The organism is Streptomyces sp. H39-C1, assembly GCF_027158125.1.
GTDB classification, from domain to species: domain Bacteria; phylum Actinomycetota; class Actinomycetes; order Streptomycetales; family Streptomycetaceae; genus Actinacidiphila; species Actinacidiphila fildesensis.
Window position 1 is genome coordinate 61,958 of record NZ_JAPVLS010000020.1, and the last position, 16,737, is coordinate 78,694.

The following is a 16,737-nucleotide window of genomic DNA, read 5'->3' on the forward strand; positions in this document are numbered from 1 at the left end:
TTCGCCGCGCCGCATGCCTGGCGGGGATGGTGACGCGGTGCGTGGCCGCACCGCGTCACCGTGAGGGGTCTCACACGGGACCTCAGGCGGGATCTCAGACGGACTGGGCCGCCACCGACTGCTCGCCCGTCTCCCGGCGGCGGTCCATCGCCTGCTGGAAGAGCCGGCCCGCACGATACGAAGAACGGACCAGCGGCCCGGACATGACGCCGGCGTAGCCGATCTGGTCGGCCTCGTCCTTGAGCTCCACGAACTCGTGCGGCTTCACCCAGCGCTCGACGGGGTGGTGCCGCGGCGAGGGCCGCAGGTACTGCGTGATGGTGATCAGCTCGCAGCCGGCGTCGTGCAGGTCCCGCAGCGCCTGGCTGACCTCTTCGCGCTCCTCGCCCATGCCCAGGATCAGGTTGGACTTGGTGACCAGCCCGGCCTCGCGGGCCCTGGTGATCACTTCGAGGGAGCGCTCGTAACGGAAGCCGGGACGGATCCGCTTGAAGATGCGCGGCACGGTCTCGACGTTGTGCGCGAGCACCTCGGGCCGGGACGAGAAGACCTCGGCGAGCTGCTCGGGGACCGCGTTGAAGTCCGGGATCAGCAGCTCGACCTTGGTGAAGCCCTCGGCCCGCTCGGCGGTCTGAACGTGGATCTGGCGGACGGTCTCCGCGTAGAGCCAGGCGCCGCCGTCCTCCAGGTCGTCGCGGGCGACGCCGGTGATCGTGGCGTAGTTCAGGTTCATGGTCACGACGGACTCGCCGACGCGGCGCGGCTCGTCGAGGTCCAGCGCGGCCGGCTTGCCGGTGTCGATCTGGCAGAAGTCACAGCGCCGGGTGCACTGGTCGCCGCCGATGAGGAAGGTGGCCTCGCGGTCCTCCCAGCATTCGTAGATGTTGGGGCAGCCGGCCTCCTGGCACACGGTGTGCAGGCCTTCGCTCTTCACGAGCGCCTGCATCTTGGTGTACTCGGGGCCCATCTTCGCCCGGGTCTTGATCCACTCGGGTTTGCGCTCGATGGGGGTCTGAGCGTTCCGGACTTCCAGGCGCAGCATCTTGCGTCCGTCGGGTGCGACAGCGGACATCGTCCGGTACTCCCCTTCCACCAGCGTGTCTTCGAATCTTCGGCGAACCCCAGGGTACGCCCGTTGTTTGTACCTATACGAACAGAGCCAACCAACAGGCTCATGGGGGCATTCCCCCAAGGGAGTGAGGGCCGGGGTGAAGGCCAGGAGTGGTCCCGCACGGTCCCCGGGAGGACGTCGTGCCCGGCACCACCCGCGAGCCCGCGGACGGCCCCTGGTGCCCTGCCCCCGCCCTACACGGCGCGCGGGAGCGGCGCCGCGGTCTCCAGCACCGCCCGCAGGTGCTTCTCGATCACCGGCACGACGTCGGTGACGGAGATGTCGCGGCCCAGCTCGTTGGAGAGCGAGGTGACTCCGGCGTCGCGGATGCCGCACGGCACGATCCGGTCGAACCAGGTGTTGTCCGGGTCGCAGTTGATCGCGAAGCCGTGCATCGTCACGCCCTTGGCGACCCGGATGCCGATGGCCGCGAGCTTGCGGTCCTCGCGGCGCTGGCCGGCGTTGGACGGGGCGTACTCCGGGCCGTTCAGCCGCGGGTCGAACTCGTCGTCGGCCAGACGGGGGTCGAAGTCCAGGGTCAGGCCGCCCACCGGGCGCTGCTCGACGGGGTCGCCCAGCACCCAGACGCCGCTGCGGCCCTCGATGCGGGTGGTCTCCAGGCCGAACTCGGCGCAGGTCAGGATCAGCGCGTCCTCGAGCCGCCGGACGTGCGCGACGACGTCGACCGGACGCGGCAGCTTGAGGATCGGGTAGCCGACGAGCTGGCCGGGACCGTGCCAGGTGATCTTGCCGCCGCGGTCCACGTCGACGACCGGCGTGCCGTCCAGCGGGCGCTCGTTGTCGGCGGTGCGACGGCCCGCGGTGTAGACCGGCGGGTGTTCGAGGAGGAGGCAGGTGTCGGGGATCTCGTCCTCGAAGCGCGCGGCGTGCACCCTGCGCTGCTCCTGCCATGCCTCCTGGTATTCGACGGCGTCCGCCCCGAAGCCCAGGTGGACAAAGTGCAGGTCAGTCACGTCAGCTCCTCGTAGTCGCCTCGTTAGCGCCCCTGCAACTGTACGACCGGGCCGAAGGCCGCCTTCAAGGGGCCGGGGAAGCTGGGGTGGGGGGCGGGCCGGAGTTGTTCGGGTGGGCGTCGGTACCACGGTCGGTGACCGGAAGATACGGCTTTGCAAGTCAATGGGCTGGGCTGTCACCCATTCGGGGGAATCTGAGGCTCTGGTGGTGAGCGCGGCACTACAGGCCGTTACATTCACGCCGTTCCGGAGTCCTTCGAAGGAAGTGGACCGCGCAGCCGATGACGGACCGATCCCCGCAGCGTTCGCCCAACCGCCAGCTCGCCACCCTGATCACCGAGGCCGGCTTCTCCAACGCGGGGCTCGCCCGCCGGGTCGACCAGCTCGGGATCGAGCACGGCCTGGACCTGCGCTACGACAAGACCTCCGTGACGCGCTGGCTGCGCGGCCAGCAGCCGCGCGGCACCACCCCCGCGCTCATCGCGGAGGTTTTCACGCGACGGCTCGGGCGGCGGCTGTCCGCTCAGGATCTCGGGCTCGACGCGTGCGCGCCGGTCTACGCGGGCCTGGAGTTCGCCGCAGGACCGGAAGAAGCCATCGACATCATCAGCGGACTGTGGCGGAAAGACACCGGTAGCCAGGCCGAGCTGCGCAAGATCGCCTTCACACCGGCCGGGCTGGTGGTGCCGAGCCGCGACTGGCTCATCGGGCGGGCGGACGAGCATGTGGCGCACGGGGTGAGCAGTGGCGCCAGTAGTGGTGCCGGTGGTGCGGTCGGTGGTGGTTCCGGGGGGTCGGAGGCGGAGCGCACCGGCCGGGCCCGGATCCCCGCGCAGACGCGCGGCGGCCACGGGCCGGCCCGCGCCGCCGTCTCCCGCCAGCGCGTCACCATGGGCGACATCGCCGCGCTGCGCTCCGTCGGCGACCTCTTCCGGACCCTCGACAACACCTACGGCGGCGGCCACGCCCGTCAGGCGCTCGTCCGCTACCTCGAACACGAGGCCGAGCCGATGCTGCGCGGCACGTACGGCGAGGCGCTCGGACGGCGGCTGTTCGGCGCGGTCGCCGACCTGACGCGGCTGGCCGGCTGGACCTCCTACGACATCGGCGCCCACGGCCTCGCGCAGCGCTACTTCGTCCAGGCCCTGCGCCTCGCCCAGGCGTCCGGCGACCGCGTCTACGGCGGCTACGTCCTCGTCACGATGAGCCGTCAGGCGGTCTACCTCGGGCACGGGCGCGAGGCGGTCCAGCTCGCGCGGGTGGCGCAGCAGGGGGTCGGCACGAGCGCGCCCGCCGTCGTACAGGCTCTTCTGCACGCGGCGGAAGCGCGCGGGCATGGGCTGCTGGGCGAGGTGCGGGCCTGCTCGGCCGCGCTGGCGCGCGCGGAGCGCTCGCTGGAGGCGGCCCGGGCGGGGGACGAAGTCCCGTACTGGGCACGGTTCTTCGACGAGGCGCAGCTCGCGGACGAGTTCGGCCACTGCCACCGGGATCTGCAGCAGTACCGGGCGTCGGCCCAGTACGCGGAGCGCTCGCTGCAGTTGCGGGGGCCGGCGTACGCGCGGAGCCGGGTGTTCTGCCGGACGGTGCTGGCTTCTGCGCGGTTGGGGTTGGGGGAGGTGGATCTGGCGTGTGCGCTCGGAGGAGAGGCGATGCAGCAGGCGACCGAGATGCGGTCGACCCGGGCGGTGGAGTATGTGCGGGACTTCGGGCGGCGGTTGGAGCCGTTTCGGGAGACGGGGGCGGCGCGGGGGTTCTACGAGCGGGCGGCGGCGCTGGGGTTGGCCGTGGGCTGAGGTTCCTTCGGGCCGGTTGGGGGTGCGGTGACCGGGTCCTGCGGTGCGGTGCTTCGAAATTGACTGTTCACGGTCCCCCAGCCTTCGGCCGGGGGTGCCCCCAGCGGCTCACAAACAGCTCGGCAGCATGTCGAAGCCCCACCCCTCCGGCCCCGGTCACCTCACGCCCGCTCCAGCCGGCGGGAAGGGGTGGGTGCTGGTGTCCGTGTCCTCACGTCGGAGGCGCGTGGCTCTACGCCGCCTCCTCCGCCGGTTGGGGGGACGTCACCAGGGCCGGGTGGAGGCCGAAGTCCGCCAGGAGGTGGGTGGCGGCGCGGTGGCCGGAGAGGAGGGCGCCTTGGACGGTGCTGGTGTCGCGGTGGTCGCCGCAGACGTAGAGGCCGCACAGGAGCCGGACGGGGCGTCGGAGGTCGTGGGGGGCGGTCATCACGGGGACGGCCTCGGGGTCGTGGTGGGTGGCGAGGGGTTCCCAGTCGTCCGTCGAGGTTTCGTACAGCTCGGCCAGGTGCTTGCGGACGGCGATGTCGTCGGTGCGGCCGTCCTCCTGGGGGCCGAGGAGGACGGAGGTGACGAGGGCGCGTCCTGACGGGGCGCGGGAGGGGTCGAGTTCGCTGGCCGGGAGGGTGTGCGAGACGGGACCGTGCCGGTCGGCGTCGAGGACCAGCAGGGGCTCGCGCAGCGGGGAACGGGGCGCGGCGTGGTGGACGACGGTTACGGCGTGGAAGCCGGGTACCCGGAGGCCGGGGAGGAGTTCGCCGGCGGCGCGGGCGCCGGTGGCCACCACCACGGCTCGGCAGGGCAGTTCGCCGGATCCGCGGCCGTCGGTGGCGACGGCGTTGACGGAGACGGCGGTGGCCCGGACGCCGAGGCGCACGGTGCCCGGCGGCAGGGCGGCGGCGAGGCGGTGCGGGACGGCGGCCGCGCCGGAGGCGGGCAGGCACGTTCCGCCGCGGGCGAAGCCGCGCAGCACGAGGTCGGCGCACCGGCTGGACGTGGTGAGGTCCGGGTCGCAGAGCAGGGCGTTGAGCAGGGGGCGGACGAATCCGTCGAGGAGCCGGGGGGCGAAGCCACGGGCGGCGAGTGCGGCGGCCGTGGTGGTCTCGGGCCGGGCGAGGAGCCGGGCGGTGGAGGTGGCGGCCAGCCGGTTGAGCGCGGTGCCGAGCCCCGCCCGGTCGAGGGTGTCGCCGAGCGGGGTCCTGGCGGCGGAGAGCACGGCCCGGGCCCGGGTGCCGCGGGTGTCGCCGACGCGGTAGCCGCGGCCGCCGGCCCGCACCAGGGCGCCGGGGGCGAACGGGCGCAGCCGCAGCCCCTGGAGCCCCGGGGTGCGCCGGAGTTCGGAGTACGACGTGTTGAGCAGCTGTGGACCGTGGTCGAGCCGGAAACCGTCCACGGTGTCGGTGGCCATCCGGCCGCCGACCCGGGATCCCGCTTCCAGCACGGTGACGGTCAGCCCCGCACTGATCAGATGGTGCGCCGCTGCGAGGCCCGCGAGCCCGGCCCCGATCACGACGACGTCCGCTTGCCGTGCTGTTGAGAGCACGATGCCCCTCCCGGAGGTTGGCTTCGTTCCCCGCTCGCGTCAGCTGGCGCTGGTAGGGGTCATGCCCTCATCACACGTGGCTGATGCACCAGGTGCACGGTGCGATTCAGCCTTTCGGCACTCAGTGCCCGAACGCGGCCCGGATGCTCTCCTCGATGCCCGGGAACGCGAAGGAGAAGCCCGAGTCGAGCAGCCGCCGCGGCACCACCCGCTGGCTCATCAGGACGTCCTGGGAGAACTCGCCGAGCGCGATGCGCAGGGCGAACGCGGGGACGGTGGCGAGGGTGGGCCGGTGCATGACGCGGCCCATCGCGGCGGTCACCTCGCGGTTGGTGAGGGGTTCAGGCGCCGTCAGGTTCACCGGTCCCGAGAGGCTCGCGGTGTCGATGATGTGGCGGAACGCGGCGATCTCGTCGTGCAGGGAGATGAAGCTCCAGTACTGGCGCCCGTCGCCGAGCCGGCCGCCGAGACCGGCGTTGAAGAGCGGGAACAGCCGTCCCCAGGCGCCGCCCCGGCGGGACACGACGAGGCCGGTGCGGGCGAAGACGGTCCGGATGCCGGCCGCGGCCGCGGGTTCCGCGGCGGCCTCCCAGTCCTGGACGACGCCGGCGAGGAAGCCCGCGCCGGCCGGGCCGTCCTCGTCCGTGCGGCGGTCGCCGGTGTCGCCGTAGTAGCCGAGCGCGGTGCCGCAGACGAAGACCTTGGGCGGGGTGTCGAGGGACGCGACGGCCCGGGCGATGGCGGTGGTGCCGAGGACCCGGCTGTCGTGGATCTCCTTCTTGTACGCGGCGGTCCAGCGGTGGTCGCCGACGCCCGCGCCGGCGAGGTGGACGACCGCGTCGCAGCCCGTCAGCCCCTTGGTGTCCACGGACTGGCGGGCGGGGTCCCAGCGGACCTCGTCGGGGCCGGCGGGTTCGCGCCGGACCAGGCGGACGACCACGTGCCCGTCGGTGCCGAGGGAGCGGACGAGGGCGGAACCGATCAGGCCTGACGCGCCGGTGACTGCGATACGCATGGGGCCATTCTGCCCCGCGACGGGACCCGGCGGGGCGCTCTGGGGGCCGGGAGCCGCACGTGGCAGAGTTGCCGGCATGTCAGATGTGATGGTCCGTTCGGCGACCTACGCCGACGAGGCCGACCTCGTCGGGATCGATGTCCGCACCTGGTCCTCGCTGCACGCGGTGCAGCCGCCTCCCGACCCCGGCAAGCCGTTCTACGACGAGCGCCATACGCCGGAGGAGATCCTCGTCGCGCAGGTCGACGGGCGGGTGGCCGGTTATGTGCGGATCGTGCCGCCCACCCCGCTGCCGTGCAACGCGCACGTCCGCCAGATACAGGGGCTCGCGGTGGACACCTGGGCCCGCGGCCGGGGCATCGCCCGCAGGCTGATGGCCGCGGCGCTGCACGAGGCGGGCCGGCAGGGCGCGACCCGGATGACCCTGCGGGTGCTGGGCCACAACGCTCCGGCGCGGCGGCTCTACGAGTCGATGGGGTTCGCGGTCGAGGGCGTCCTGCCGGGCGAGTTCCTGCTGGAAGGCGCGTACGTGGACGACGTGCTGATGGGCCGGCCGCTGGACTTCGCCGCTGCGTAGGCGGGCCGGTCGGCCGGCCGGCTCAGGCGGTCCGGTCAGCGGCTCCTCCGGCCGGGCGGTCCGGTCAGCCGGGCGGTCCGGTCAGCCGAAGCGGGCCCACAACTTGGGGAACCGGTCCGCCATGAGGTCCGTGTCGTCCATGTCCAGCTGCTCGCCCTCCGGGTCACCGGGCGGCGGCAGCTCCAGGTCGGGCAGCCGCACCCCGGTCAGCTGCTCGTACGCCTCGTCCGCCGCGTAACCCAGCTCCTCGGCGTCGCCGTCGACCTCCGGGTCGAACTCCGCGACGAGGAAGGCCAGGTCGTCGGGGCTGTGCAGGGCACCCTCGAAGACGTGCCGGCCCTGTCCGATCAGCCAGCAGCGGAAGAAGTCGAACGCCTCGTCGTCGGCGCCGCCCAGCATGATGTCGGCGGCGCCCCACACGTCCCAGCGGAAGGCCCGCGCGAAGCGCGTCTCGAAGTGCCGCGCGAAGTCCGTGACCGAGTCCGGATCGAGCAGCGCGAGCCGCTCGATCAGCAGATCGGCCTGTTCCTCCGGATCACCGTCCGCGGCCGCGCGCGTACTGTCGATGATCTCCCAGAACTCCGTCTCGTCCATCACGCGTCCAGCTTCCCGGTTGCCGGGGCCGGACGCACGCGGAGTGCCCCGTATGCGCCCGTGTCGTTACGCACGTTTGGGCTCAATGGCCGGATGACGTCGCAGGGCGCTCCCCGGCGGTCGTGGGACGGATCGGAGGAAATCATTCCGCCAGGCGCAGCTGGTACTCCACCGTCTGCCGGACGGGCACGAAGCCGAGCCCCGTGTTGATCGCCACCATGTGCCGGTTGTCGTCGGCGTTGTCGGTCTCGATCTCCGTCACTCCGGGCAGCTCGGACGTGATCCGCTGGATCATCGACGCCTTCATCCAGCGCCCGAGCCCGTGCCCGCGATGGCCGGGGACGACGGCCGTGTCGTACTGCAGCGCGCGGCCGGAGCCGTCGGCCGGTACGACCAGCTCGGTGTACCCGGCCACCGAGCCGTCCGCCTCACTGATCGCGGCCACGGTGATCAGCTGCTCGCCGCGCTTGGCGAAGATCTCGGAGGCGGATCGGACCCGCTCGGCGTTCCACGGCACATGGCCGGGGGGGATCCCGCCGGCCGGCCCGGCGCCCACGCCCATGGCCCGCTTGGCGAGCGCGAAGCCGTCGATCAGAGCTTCCGGGGCGACGCCCTCCCAGGTCTCCAGCCGGTAGCCGTGGTGCTGCTCGCCGGCGAACGCGCCGATCGCGGCGGTGTCCATGCTGTCGAACCGCAGCCGCCGCCAGGTGAGCTTCAGCGCCGGGGTGAACGCGCGGGTGGCCAGGAACCGGTCGCCGGGGGTCCCGACCGTGGTTCTGGTGACGAGGCTGCGCCGCCCGTTGTCGCGGGCCGCGCCCACGGCGGTGTCCAGCAGCAGGGAACCGGCGCCGAGCCGCCGGTGGGCGGGGTGCGAGTACAGCTCCAGCGCCGCGAGATGGGAGCGCCCCGGCTCGTCGAACAGCCGCAGTGCGGCGGTTCCCACCGGCGCCCCCGCGGTGTTCCGCGCCAGCCACAGCAGCTTGCGGCTGTGGGCGCTCGGCGTCGTGAGCTGAGCGGACACATCGTCCGACGAGGGGACCGGATCACCGGGCAGGTCATGGCCGAGGGCGGCGGTGAGCACCTGGTGCCAGTCGTGGAGCTGCGCGCCGGTGGGGTCGGTCAGCAGATCTATGTGAAGCGGCAAGATGCCTCCGGAGGAAACCTGGCACAGGGTGCCGGGTATGGCTGCGACGGTCATGCAGTACGTACCACTACAGGAGGTGCGGCGTGGCCGACAAGGCGAATGACGAGCCCGAGGGCAAGGTGGTCCGCTCTGCCGGACCGTCCTCACCGCCGGAACGCCGACGCCCCCGGCCCGGCGTACCGGGTCGGGGGCGTCGCACTGCGATCACCTCGCCGCGTCAGGGACGCGGCATGAGTGTCAGAGACCGATCTCGGTCTCGAACTCGGCGGCTTCCAGGATCTCCTTGACGGCCGTCAGGTAACGGGCCGCATCGGCACCGTCCACCAGGCGGTGGTCGTAGGAGAGCGCCAGGTACGTCATGTCGCGGACGCCGATGACGGTGCCCTCGGCGGTCTCGATGACCACCGGACGCTTGACGGTCGCGCCGATGCCCAGGATGGCGGCCTGGTTCGGGGGCACGATCACCGTGTCGAACAGCGCACCGCGCGAGCCGGTGTTGCTGATCGTGAAGGTGGCGCCGGACAGCTCGTCCGGGCTGATCTTGCTCGCCCGGACCTTGCCGGCCAGCTCCGCGGTCCGCTTGGAGATACCCGCGATGTTGAGGTCGCCCGCACCCTTGATGACCGGAGTCATCAGACCCTTCTCGGAGTCCACCGCGATACCGATGTTCTCGGAGTCGAAGTAGGTGATGGTGCCCTCGTCGTCGTTGATCCGGGCGTTGACGACCGGGTGGGCCTTCAGCGCCTGGGCCGCGGCCTTGACGAAGAACGGCATCGGCGAGAGCTTGACGCCCTCGCGCTGCGCGAACGCGTCCTTGGCCTTGTTGCGCATCTGCATGATCTTGGTGATGTCCACCTCGACCACGCTGGTGAGCTGCGCCTGGCTGTGCAGCGCCTTCATCATGTTGTCGCCGATGACCTTGCGCATGCGGGTCATCTTGACCGTCTGGCCGCGCAGCGGGGACGCCACGAGGGCGGCCTTCGGAGCGGGCGCGGACGCGGCCGGGGCCGCGGTGGCCGCGGCCTTGGCGGCCTCGGCGGCGGCGAGGACGTCCTGCTTGCGGATACGGCCACCGACGCCGGTGCCCTTGACCGAGGACAGGTTCACGCCGTTCTCGGAGGCGAGCTTACGGACCAGGGGGGTCACGTAGGCGCCGTCGTCACCCGAGGTGGCCGGTGCCGGAGCGGCGGCCGGGGCCTGGGCGGGGGCGGCGGGAGCCGGTGCCGGGGTGGCGGCCGGAGCCGGAGCCGCGGCGGCCGGGGCAGCCGCCGGAGCGGCACCCGCGGCGCCGATGACGGCGAGCTTGGCGCCGACCTCGGCGGTCTCGTCCTCGTTGATGAGGATCTCCAGGAGGACACCACCGGTCGGGGCCGGGATCTCGGTGTCGACCTTGTCGGTGGAGACCTCGAGCAGCGGCTCGTCGGCCTCGACGGTCTCGCCGACCGACTTGAGCCAACGGGTGACGGTGCCCTCGGTGACCGACTCGCCCAGTGCGGGCAGCAGGACCGGGGTGCCCTCGGCGGAGCCCGAGGGAGCGGCGGCCGGGGCCGGGGCCGCGGGGGCCTCGGCGGCCGGAGCCGGCGCGGCGGGGGCCTCGGCCTGGACGGGAGCCGGGGCCGGAGCCTCGGCAGCGGCCGGGGCGGCGGCGGGCGCGCCCGAGCCGTCGTCGATGATGGCCAGCTCGGCGCCGACCTCGACGGTCTCGTCCTCGGCCACCTTGATGGAGGCCAGAATGCCGGAAGCGGGCGACGGGATCTCGGTGTCGACCTTGTCGGTCGACACCTCGAGCAGCGGCTCGTCTGCCTCGACGCGTTCACCCTCGGCCTTGAGCCAACGGGTGACGGTGCCCTCGGTCACGCTCTCGCCGAGCGCCGGAAGGGTTACGGAAACCGCCATGGTTGCGGTTGCTCCTAACGATCTGTGCGGATGGGGTGCGTGGTGAGGGGCTTAGTCGTGCGAGTGCAGCGGCTTGCCCGCGAGGGCCAGGTGGGCCTCGCCGAGCGCCTCGCTCTGGGTCGGGTGCGCGTGGATGAGCTGGGCGACCTCGGCCGGCAGCGCTTCCCAGTTGTAGATCAGCTGGGCTTCGCCGACCTGCTCGCCCATACGGTCACCGACCATGTGGACGCCGACGACGGCACCATCCCTGACCTGGACGAGCTTGATCTCGCCCGCGGTCTTGAGGATCTTGCTCTTGCCGTTGCCCGCGAGGTTGTACTTCAGGGTGACGACCTTGTCGGCGCCGTACAGCTCCTTGGCCTTCGCCTCGGTGATACCGACGGAGGCGACCTCCGGGTGGCAGTACGTGACGCGCGGAACGCCGTCGTAGTCGATCGGCACGGCCTTGAGACCGGCCAGCCGCTCAGCTACCAGGATGCCCTCGGCGAAGCCGACGTGCGCGAGCTGGAGGGTCGGGACGAGGTCGCCGACGGCCGAGATGGTCGGCACGTTGGTCTGCATGTACTCGTCGACGAGGACATAGCCGCGGTCGAGTGCGACACCGGCCTCCTCGTAGCCCAGGCCCTGCGAGACCGGGCCGCGGCCGACGGCGACGAGCAGCAGCTCGGCCTCGAACTCCTTGCCGTCGGCGAGGGTCACCTTCACACCGTCGGCCGTGTACTCGGCCTTCTGGAAGAAGGTGCCGAGGTTGAACTTGATGCCGCGCTTGCGGAAGGCGCGCTCCAGGATCTTGGAGCTGTTCTCGTCCTCCAGCGGGGCCAGGTGCGGCAGGCCCTCGATGATCGTGATGTCCGCGCCGAAGGACTTCCACGCGGAGGCGAACTCGACGCCGATGACGCCGCCGCCCAGCACGATCGCGGACTTCGGGACGCGGTCCAGGACCAGCGCGTGGTCCGAGGAGATGATGCGGTCGCCGTCGATGGTCAGACCCGGCAGCGACTTCGGCACGGAGCCGGTCGCCAGCAGGAGGTGGCGGCCGGTGTAGCGCTCGCCGTTCACATCGACGGTGGTGGGGGAGGACACCCGGCCCTCACCCGTGACGTAAGTGATCTTGCGGCTGGCGACCAGCCCCTGCAGACCCTTGTACAGGCCCGCGATCACGTCGTCCTTGTACTTGTGGACACCCGCCATGTCGATGCCATCGAAGGTGGTCTTGACACCGAACTGCTCGCTCTCACGAGCCTGGTCGGCGATCTCGCCCGCGTGCAGCAGAGCCTTTGTGGGGATGCAGCCGTTGTGCAGACACGTGCCACCGAGCTTGTTCTTCTCGATCAGGGCGACGTCCAGGCCCAGCTGCGCCGCGCGCAGCGCCGCGGCGTAACCGCCACTGCCGCCGCCGAGGATCACTAGGTCGAAAACGGTGCTGGCGTCGTTCGCCACGTCACGTCCTCCATGCATGGGTACGCCGGAGCCGGTCTGTGGTGACCGGGCGGCGGCTGTTATTCGGCCGCTATGTCTGAAAACTGTGAAAACTGGGCCCTGTCGTGCCGACCAACATCTTCGCACTTGTTCGCGGCGGACGGGCCACCGGGCCGGGGTCTGAGACGGACTTAAGCCTCATCCCGGGAGGCTACTGGCCCGTAAGGGGCACTCCGGGCGCTGGAATCTCGCTCAGGGCGAACACCCGCCCGGTCGCGCGTACGGCCCCGGGCGTGCTAGCCCGGGGCCGTACCTTCGTACAAACGAGCACTGAATTCCGGCTGAAACGCGCGGTCGGAAGCGCGTCCGTCCGGGGTTTGCCGGGGGTCTAGAGGACGTCGCCCGCGGCGGCCTTCTCGACCAGCCGGACCAGGGTGCGGACCGCCGTGCCGGCGCCGCCCTTCGGGGTGTAGCCGAACGGCGCGCCCTCGTTGAACGCCGGGCCCGCGATGTCCAGGTGCGCCCAGGTGATGCCCTCGCCCACGAACTCCTGCAGGAACAGACCGGCCACCAGGCCGCCGCCCGCCCGCTCGCCCATGTTCGCGATGTCCGCGACCGGGGAGTCCATCGCCTTGAGCAGCTCCGGCGGCATCGGCATCGGCCACGCCTGCTCGCCCGACTCCGTCGCCGTCTCGTGCAGCACGGTACGGAAGCCGTCGTCGTTCGACATGATCGCGAACGTACGAGTACCGAGCGCCAGCACCATCGCGCCGGTCAGCGTCGCCACGTCCACGATCGCGTCCGGGTTGTCCTCGGAGGCGCGCGCCAGCGCGTCCGCCAGGACCAGCCGGCCCTCGGCGTCGGTGTTGAGCACCTCGACGGTCTTGCCCGAGTACATCTTCAGCACGTCGCCGGGACGCGTCGCGTTGCCGCCCGGCATGTTCTCCGCGAGCGCCAGCCAGCCGGTCACGTTGACCTGCAGGCCCAGCTTGGACGCGGCCACGACGGTCGCGAACACGGCGGCCGCGCCGCTCATGTCGCACTTCATCGTCTCGTTGTGGCCCGGGGGCTTGAGGGAGATGCCGCCCGAGTCGTACGTGATGCCCTTGCCGACCAGCGCGACGGTCTTCTTCGCCTTCGGGTGGGTGTACGCCACCTTCACCAGCCGCGGCGGGGTCGCCGAGCCCTGGCCGACGCCCATGATGCCGCCGAAGCCGCCCTTGAGCAGCGCCTTCTCGTCGAGCACCTCGACCTTGAGGCCGTGCTCCTTGCCCGCGGCCTGGACCGCCGACGCGAACGCCTTCGGGTTCAGGTCGTTCGGCGGCATGTTGATCAGGTCACGCGCCCGGTTGACCTCCTCGGCCACCGCGGTCGCCCGCTCGGCCGCGGCCTTGTGCGCCTTGTCGCGCGGCTTGGCACCCACCAGGGCGATCTCGCCCAGCGGACCCTTGCCGCCGGCGCTGTCCACCCGGTACGCCGTGTACGCGTAAGCGCCCAGCAGTGCGCCCGTCGCCACCGCCTCCACGCCCGCCGCGTCCGTCGCCGGCAGCGCGAACGCCGCCTTCTTCGTCCCGCTCAGCGCACGCGCCGCGGCACCGGCCGCCCGGCGCAGCGCCTCGGCGTCGTAGCCGGCACCGTCGGCGGGCGTCTCACCCAGACCCACAGCGAGCACCACCGCCGACTTCACGCCGGACGGAGCCGGCAGCTTCGTCACCTCGCCCTCGCCGCCCGAGGCGCCGAGGAGTTCCAGCGTCGCGGCGAGCTTGCCGTCGAACGCCGCGTCCACGGCCTCCGCACCGGCGGCGACCTCGGGGCCCTTGGCGCCCTTGGTCACTCCGATGACGACGGCATCCGCGCGCAACGCTGCGCCGGAGGAAGTGCTGAGTGTCAGTGCAGTCACGGTGAGGGTGGTCCTGTTCCGTCGAATGTTGTCGGCCGAGGGGTGGGCCGGCCGCGCCCCTCGCATCGTATTCCGCCACGCCCGCGGGGCGGCACGCCAGGGCTGCGCGGCCTGTGCCGCGGTCGAGCCTACGCCTGACGCGGCGCGTCGAGGGCCCCTGCCTTCACGGCGTCGAGGAACGCCCTGAGCCGGGCGGGGGTGGTCGTCACGATCGCCCCGGGCTCGGTGCTTTCGCGTATGGATACGCGGGGGCCGGTGACGGCCAGCTGTATGCAGTTGTTGCCGCCTCCGCCGGAGAACGAGGACTTCTGCCAGTTCGGTCGGGACACGTACGGCCACCTCTCAGAGTTCGCGGGCGATTGCCAGGATGAGCTCCCGGGACGCGACTGCGGGCATTGCCATCTGCTCCATGTTGTCGAGCAGCGCCGCATAGTTCGTCAGCGGCGTCGGGGCGTCGACGAAGACCGGGCCGAGCGCCGAGTCCAACTGCACGGTGTCCAACTGCGGGACGGGACCCTTGGCGTAGAGGATGGACTGGCCGTCACCGAAGATCCCACCGGCGCTGAAGGGGATCACCAGCAGGGTGACGCGCTCCCGCTCGGAGGCCTCGGCGAGGTACTCGAGCTGCGCACGCGTGGTTTTCGGGCCGCCGAACTGAATGCGGAGCGCGGCCTCGTGGATGATCCCGGTGTACTGCGGTGGGTCGGGCCGGTCGAGGACGGTCTGACGTGCCATCCGCTGCGCGAGCCGCAACTCCAGCTCAAGCGGGCGGGGCTTGGGGACGGCGAGCGAGAAGATCGCGCGGGCATGGTCTTCGGTCTGGAACAGTCCCGGCAGATGTGTCGTCTGGGAGGTACGCAAAGAGACGGCGAAGTGCTCCAACTCGCAGATGTCGAGGAACCCGCCGGGAACCTTGCCGCGGTACTCGTCCCACCAGAGACGACCCCGTCGCGCACCGGTCATCCCGGCCAGGGCATCGATCAGCGCGTGGTCGGAGCATCGGTAGAAGCTGGCGATCTGGCGGACCCGGTCCTCGCTGAGGCCGGTGCGTGCCGCTTCGATGTTCGAGACCATCGTCCGGTCCGCGCCCAGCCGCTCGGCGGCCTCCGCCACGGAGAGACCTGCTTGTTCGCGAAGCCTGCGGACCTCCGTGGCCAGGCGGCGCTGCCTACCTGTCGGTGGGTTCTTCGATGCCATGGGTCCTCTCTCGCAGGCCGGAGCCAGTTTGTCAGCGCTGCACGAGGCCGGTCCAGCAGCCGCAAGAATAGTTCACCTGTTAGTTGGAAATGGACTCACATGTGAGTCAGAATCCACTACGGTGTGACCCACGCCACTCAACCCGGCCCGGAGGGCAACATGTACGCCGTGCAGCCGTCGTGTCCCGACCCCGCCCGCCGCGAAGCGGAAACGTGGGAGTACTACCTCCAACTGCCGCACGACCCACGCGCGCCCGGGATCGCCCGGACGACCGTCCGGGCGATCCTCGTGGCACACGGCTTACGTGAACTCGTCGATACGGCTGCGCTGTTGACCTCGGAGCTGGCGACCAACGCGTACCGCTACGCGCAGGGCCCCGCTTCGCTGCGGCTCAACTGGGAGCCGCGTCGGCTGCGGGTGACGGTCCGGGACAACAACCCGGAGCTGCCGGCGGCGCTCGCGCCGGATCCGGACGCGGACGGCGGGCGCGGGCTCTTCCTGCTGGACCTGTTCTCGGACCGGTGCGGCGGATACGCGCTGGGGGAGGAGCCGTTCGGGCTGTGCGGCAAGCTGATGTGGTTCGAGCTGGCGGCACGGTGACCGCCGCAACGACGTACGCGGCGGTCTAACGGTTCCAGGGTGTCCGGAAGGGGACGCATGTCCTGTTCGCCCTCGTCCGGGGGGACTTCGGCTGGTGGGATCGGGGGGTCCCAGCAGGTAGCCGAAGGGAATCGCAGATGTCTTCGCTCAAGCGCCGGATCGCCGCAGGAATCGGAAGTACCGCCATCGTCGTGGCGGGTGTCGTCACCCTCGCCCCAGCCGCGAGCGCGGCGCCCAGCGCGCCAGCGGCGTGCAGTACGAGCAACGCGGTGACCAAGAAGACCGCGCACAACGGGAGCATGTACATCGAGCTGCGCTACAGCACGTCCAGCCGGTGCGCGTGGGGACGGATCAGCAGTTCCAACGTGGGCAACAAGGTGTGGGTCGACCGGTCGAGCAACGGTGGGTCCACGTGGACCGGGCCGATGGGGATGACCACGCAGCAGTCGGGCAGCGACACCCACACGCCGGCCTTCGATGACGCGGGTTACGTCATGCGGGCGTGCGGGTTCAACGGCACCACCGTGTGTACCGGCTGGTACTAGAGGGCCCAGTGGGCCTAGACGGCCCGCCGGTCGTAGGCCGGCAGCCAGCCGAGGCGGGCCGCGGCCAGTGCCAGGGTGAACCTGTTGCTGGCTCCGGCCCGTTCGGCGAGGGAGCCGACGTGGCGGCGGACGGATCGTTCGCTGACGCCCAGCCGGCGGGCGATCGCGCTGTCCTTGGTGCCGTCCGCGAGGAGCAGCAGGATGTGGCGCTGCACGAGCGTCGGGGGCAGGACGGGTGGGTCGCAGCGGGAGACGGCGGGCGGTGACGGTGCGGCGGCCAGGGCGGTGAAGGTCTGGATGCGTTCCAGCAGGGCGTTCTGCTCGGCGAGCAACCGGTTCTGGTCCGCGAGCAGTTCCTGGTAGCGCCGTAGTGCCGCCGGGGCGGACGGGGCCGTTCTGGTGTCATACACCTCGGCAGGCTCGCAGAGCGGC

Annotated in this window: 15 protein-coding genes and 1 pseudogene; 4 read left to right on the forward strand and 12 right to left on the reverse strand. The window is 71.5% G+C overall.

The window, feature by feature from the left end; all coding sequences use genetic code 11:
* Positions 1 to 94 precede the first annotated feature (94 nt).
* Positions 95 to 1,072 (reverse strand): lipoyl synthase, encoded by a 978-nt coding sequence (gene lipA / locus O3W51_RS15875; protein WP_269286280.1) that lies wholly within the window; start codon positions 1,070 to 1,072, stop codon positions 95 to 97.
* A 233-nt stretch (positions 1,073 to 1,305) separates the two neighbouring features.
* Positions 1,306 to 2,085 (reverse strand): lipoyl(octanoyl) transferase LipB, encoded by a 780-nt coding sequence (lipB, locus tag O3W51_RS15880; protein ID WP_138353726.1) that lies wholly within the window; start codon positions 2,083 to 2,085, stop codon positions 1,306 to 1,308.
* A 281-nt stretch (positions 2,086 to 2,366) separates the two neighbouring features.
* Between lipB and O3W51_RS15885 the strand changes: the two genes are divergently transcribed.
* The gene (locus tag O3W51_RS15885; RefSeq protein ID WP_138353725.1) at positions 2,367 to 3,878 is read left to right on the forward strand and encodes a regulator; all 1,512 of its coding nucleotides are present in this window, start codon (positions 2,367 to 2,369) and stop codon (positions 3,876 to 3,878) included.
* Positions 3,879 to 4,110: 232 nt separating this feature from the next.
* Here O3W51_RS15885 and O3W51_RS15890 read toward each other — a convergent pair.
* Both O3W51_RS15890 and O3W51_RS15895 read right to left on the reverse strand, forming a co-directional pair.
* A pseudogene (locus O3W51_RS15890) lies at positions 4,111 to 5,430 on the reverse strand (NAD(P)/FAD-dependent oxidoreductase); the annotation flags it as partial.
* Positions 5,431 to 5,539: 109 nt separating this feature from the next.
* A complete protein-coding gene (locus O3W51_RS15895) occupies positions 5,540 to 6,433 on the reverse strand; it encodes a TIGR01777 family oxidoreductase (RefSeq protein WP_138353723.1) in 894 nt (297 codons plus the stop codon).
* A 76-nt stretch (positions 6,434 to 6,509) separates the two neighbouring features.
* Between O3W51_RS15895 and O3W51_RS15900 the strand changes: the two genes are divergently transcribed.
* A complete protein-coding gene (locus O3W51_RS15900) occupies positions 6,510 to 7,010 on the forward strand; it encodes a GNAT family N-acetyltransferase (RefSeq protein ID WP_138353722.1) in 501 nt (166 codons plus the stop codon).
* Between the two features lie 81 nt (positions 7,011 to 7,091).
* Here the strand turns inward: O3W51_RS15900 and O3W51_RS15905 are convergent, their stop codons facing one another.
* The 7 genes from O3W51_RS15905 to O3W51_RS15935 all read right to left on the reverse strand — a co-directional run bounded on the left by O3W51_RS15905 (position 7,092) and on the right by O3W51_RS15935 (position 15,160).
* Positions 7,092 to 7,604, reverse strand: a complete 513-nt coding sequence (locus O3W51_RS15905) for a DUF4240 domain-containing protein (protein ID WP_138353809.1) — start codon at positions 7,602 to 7,604, stop codon at positions 7,092 to 7,094.
* A gap of 142 nt (positions 7,605 to 7,746) precedes the next feature.
* The gene (locus tag O3W51_RS15910; RefSeq protein WP_269286286.1) at positions 7,747 to 8,748 is read right to left on the reverse strand and encodes a GNAT family N-acetyltransferase; all 1,002 of its coding nucleotides are present in this window, start codon (positions 8,746 to 8,748) and stop codon (positions 7,747 to 7,749) included.
* Between the two features lie 237 nt (positions 8,749 to 8,985).
* Complete coding sequence (sucB, locus tag O3W51_RS15915) at positions 8,986 to 10,644, reverse strand: 2-oxoglutarate dehydrogenase, E2 component, dihydrolipoamide succinyltransferase (protein WP_269286288.1); 1,659 nt, start codon at positions 10,642 to 10,644, stop codon at positions 8,986 to 8,988.
* 51 nt (positions 10,645 to 10,695) lie between these two features.
* Complete coding sequence (lpdA, locus tag O3W51_RS15920; protein ID WP_164296201.1) at positions 10,696 to 12,084, reverse strand: dihydrolipoyl dehydrogenase; 1,389 nt, start codon at positions 12,082 to 12,084, stop codon at positions 10,696 to 10,698.
* 367 nt (positions 12,085 to 12,451) lie between these two features.
* Positions 12,452 to 13,963, reverse strand: a complete 1,512-nt coding sequence (locus O3W51_RS15925; protein WP_138353719.1) for a leucyl aminopeptidase — start codon at positions 13,961 to 13,963, stop codon at positions 12,452 to 12,454.
* 128 nt (positions 13,964 to 14,091) lie between these two features.
* Entirely contained in the window at positions 14,092 to 14,292 is a 201-nt protein-coding gene (locus O3W51_RS15930) for a DUF397 domain-containing protein (RefSeq protein ID WP_198357143.1), read from the reverse strand.
* Positions 14,293 to 14,305: 13 nt separating this feature from the next.
* Positions 14,306 to 15,160, reverse strand: a complete 855-nt coding sequence (locus O3W51_RS15935; protein WP_198357144.1) for a helix-turn-helix domain-containing protein — start codon at positions 15,158 to 15,160, stop codon at positions 14,306 to 14,308.
* Between the two features lie 123 nt (positions 15,161 to 15,283).
* Here O3W51_RS15935 and O3W51_RS15940 point away from each other — a divergent pair, with 123 nt between their 5' ends.
* Both O3W51_RS15940 and O3W51_RS15945 read left to right on the forward strand, forming a co-directional pair.
* Entirely contained in the window at positions 15,284 to 15,760 is a 477-nt protein-coding gene (locus O3W51_RS15940; protein WP_269286293.1) for an ATP-binding protein, read from the forward strand.
* Positions 15,761 to 15,897: 137 nt separating this feature from the next.
* A complete protein-coding gene (locus O3W51_RS15945) occupies positions 15,898 to 16,305 on the forward strand; it encodes a DUF2690 domain-containing protein (protein ID WP_138353715.1) in 408 nt (135 codons plus the stop codon).
* Positions 16,306 to 16,319: 14 nt separating this feature from the next.
* Here O3W51_RS15945 and O3W51_RS15950 read toward each other — a convergent pair whose 3' ends face one another.
* Entirely contained in the window at positions 16,320 to 16,715 is a 396-nt protein-coding gene (locus O3W51_RS15950) for a helix-turn-helix transcriptional regulator (protein ID WP_164296207.1), read from the reverse strand.
* Between the last annotated feature and the right edge of the window lie 22 nt (positions 16,716 to 16,737).

Coding starts and splice junctions, on each gene's coding strand:
- O3W51_RS15905 (WP_138353809.1), bottom strand. CDS start 7,604: ATGGACGAGACGGAGTTCTGGGAGATCATCGACAGTACGCGCGCGGCC.
- O3W51_RS15900 (WP_138353722.1), top strand. CDS start 6,510: ATGTCAGATGTGATGGTCCGTTCGGCGACCTACGCCGACGAGGCCGAC.
- O3W51_RS15885 (WP_138353725.1), top strand. CDS start 2,367: ATGACGGACCGATCCCCGCAGCGTTCGCCCAACCGCCAGCTCGCCACC.
- sucB (WP_269286288.1), bottom strand. CDS start 10,644: ATGGCGGTTTCCGTAACCCTTCCGGCGCTCGGCGAGAGCGTGACCGAG.
- O3W51_RS15935 (WP_198357144.1), bottom strand. CDS start 15,160: ATGGCATCGAAGAACCCACCGACAGGTAGGCAGCGCCGCCTGGCCACG.
- O3W51_RS15895 (WP_138353723.1), bottom strand. CDS start 6,433: ATGCGTATCGCAGTCACCGGCGCGTCAGGCCTGATCGGTTCCGCCCTC.
- lipA (WP_269286280.1), bottom strand. CDS start 1,072: ATGTCCGCTGTCGCACCCGACGGACGCAAGATGCTGCGCCTGGAAGTC.
- O3W51_RS15945 (WP_138353715.1), top strand. CDS start 15,898: ATGTCTTCGCTCAAGCGCCGGATCGCCGCAGGAATCGGAAGTACCGCC.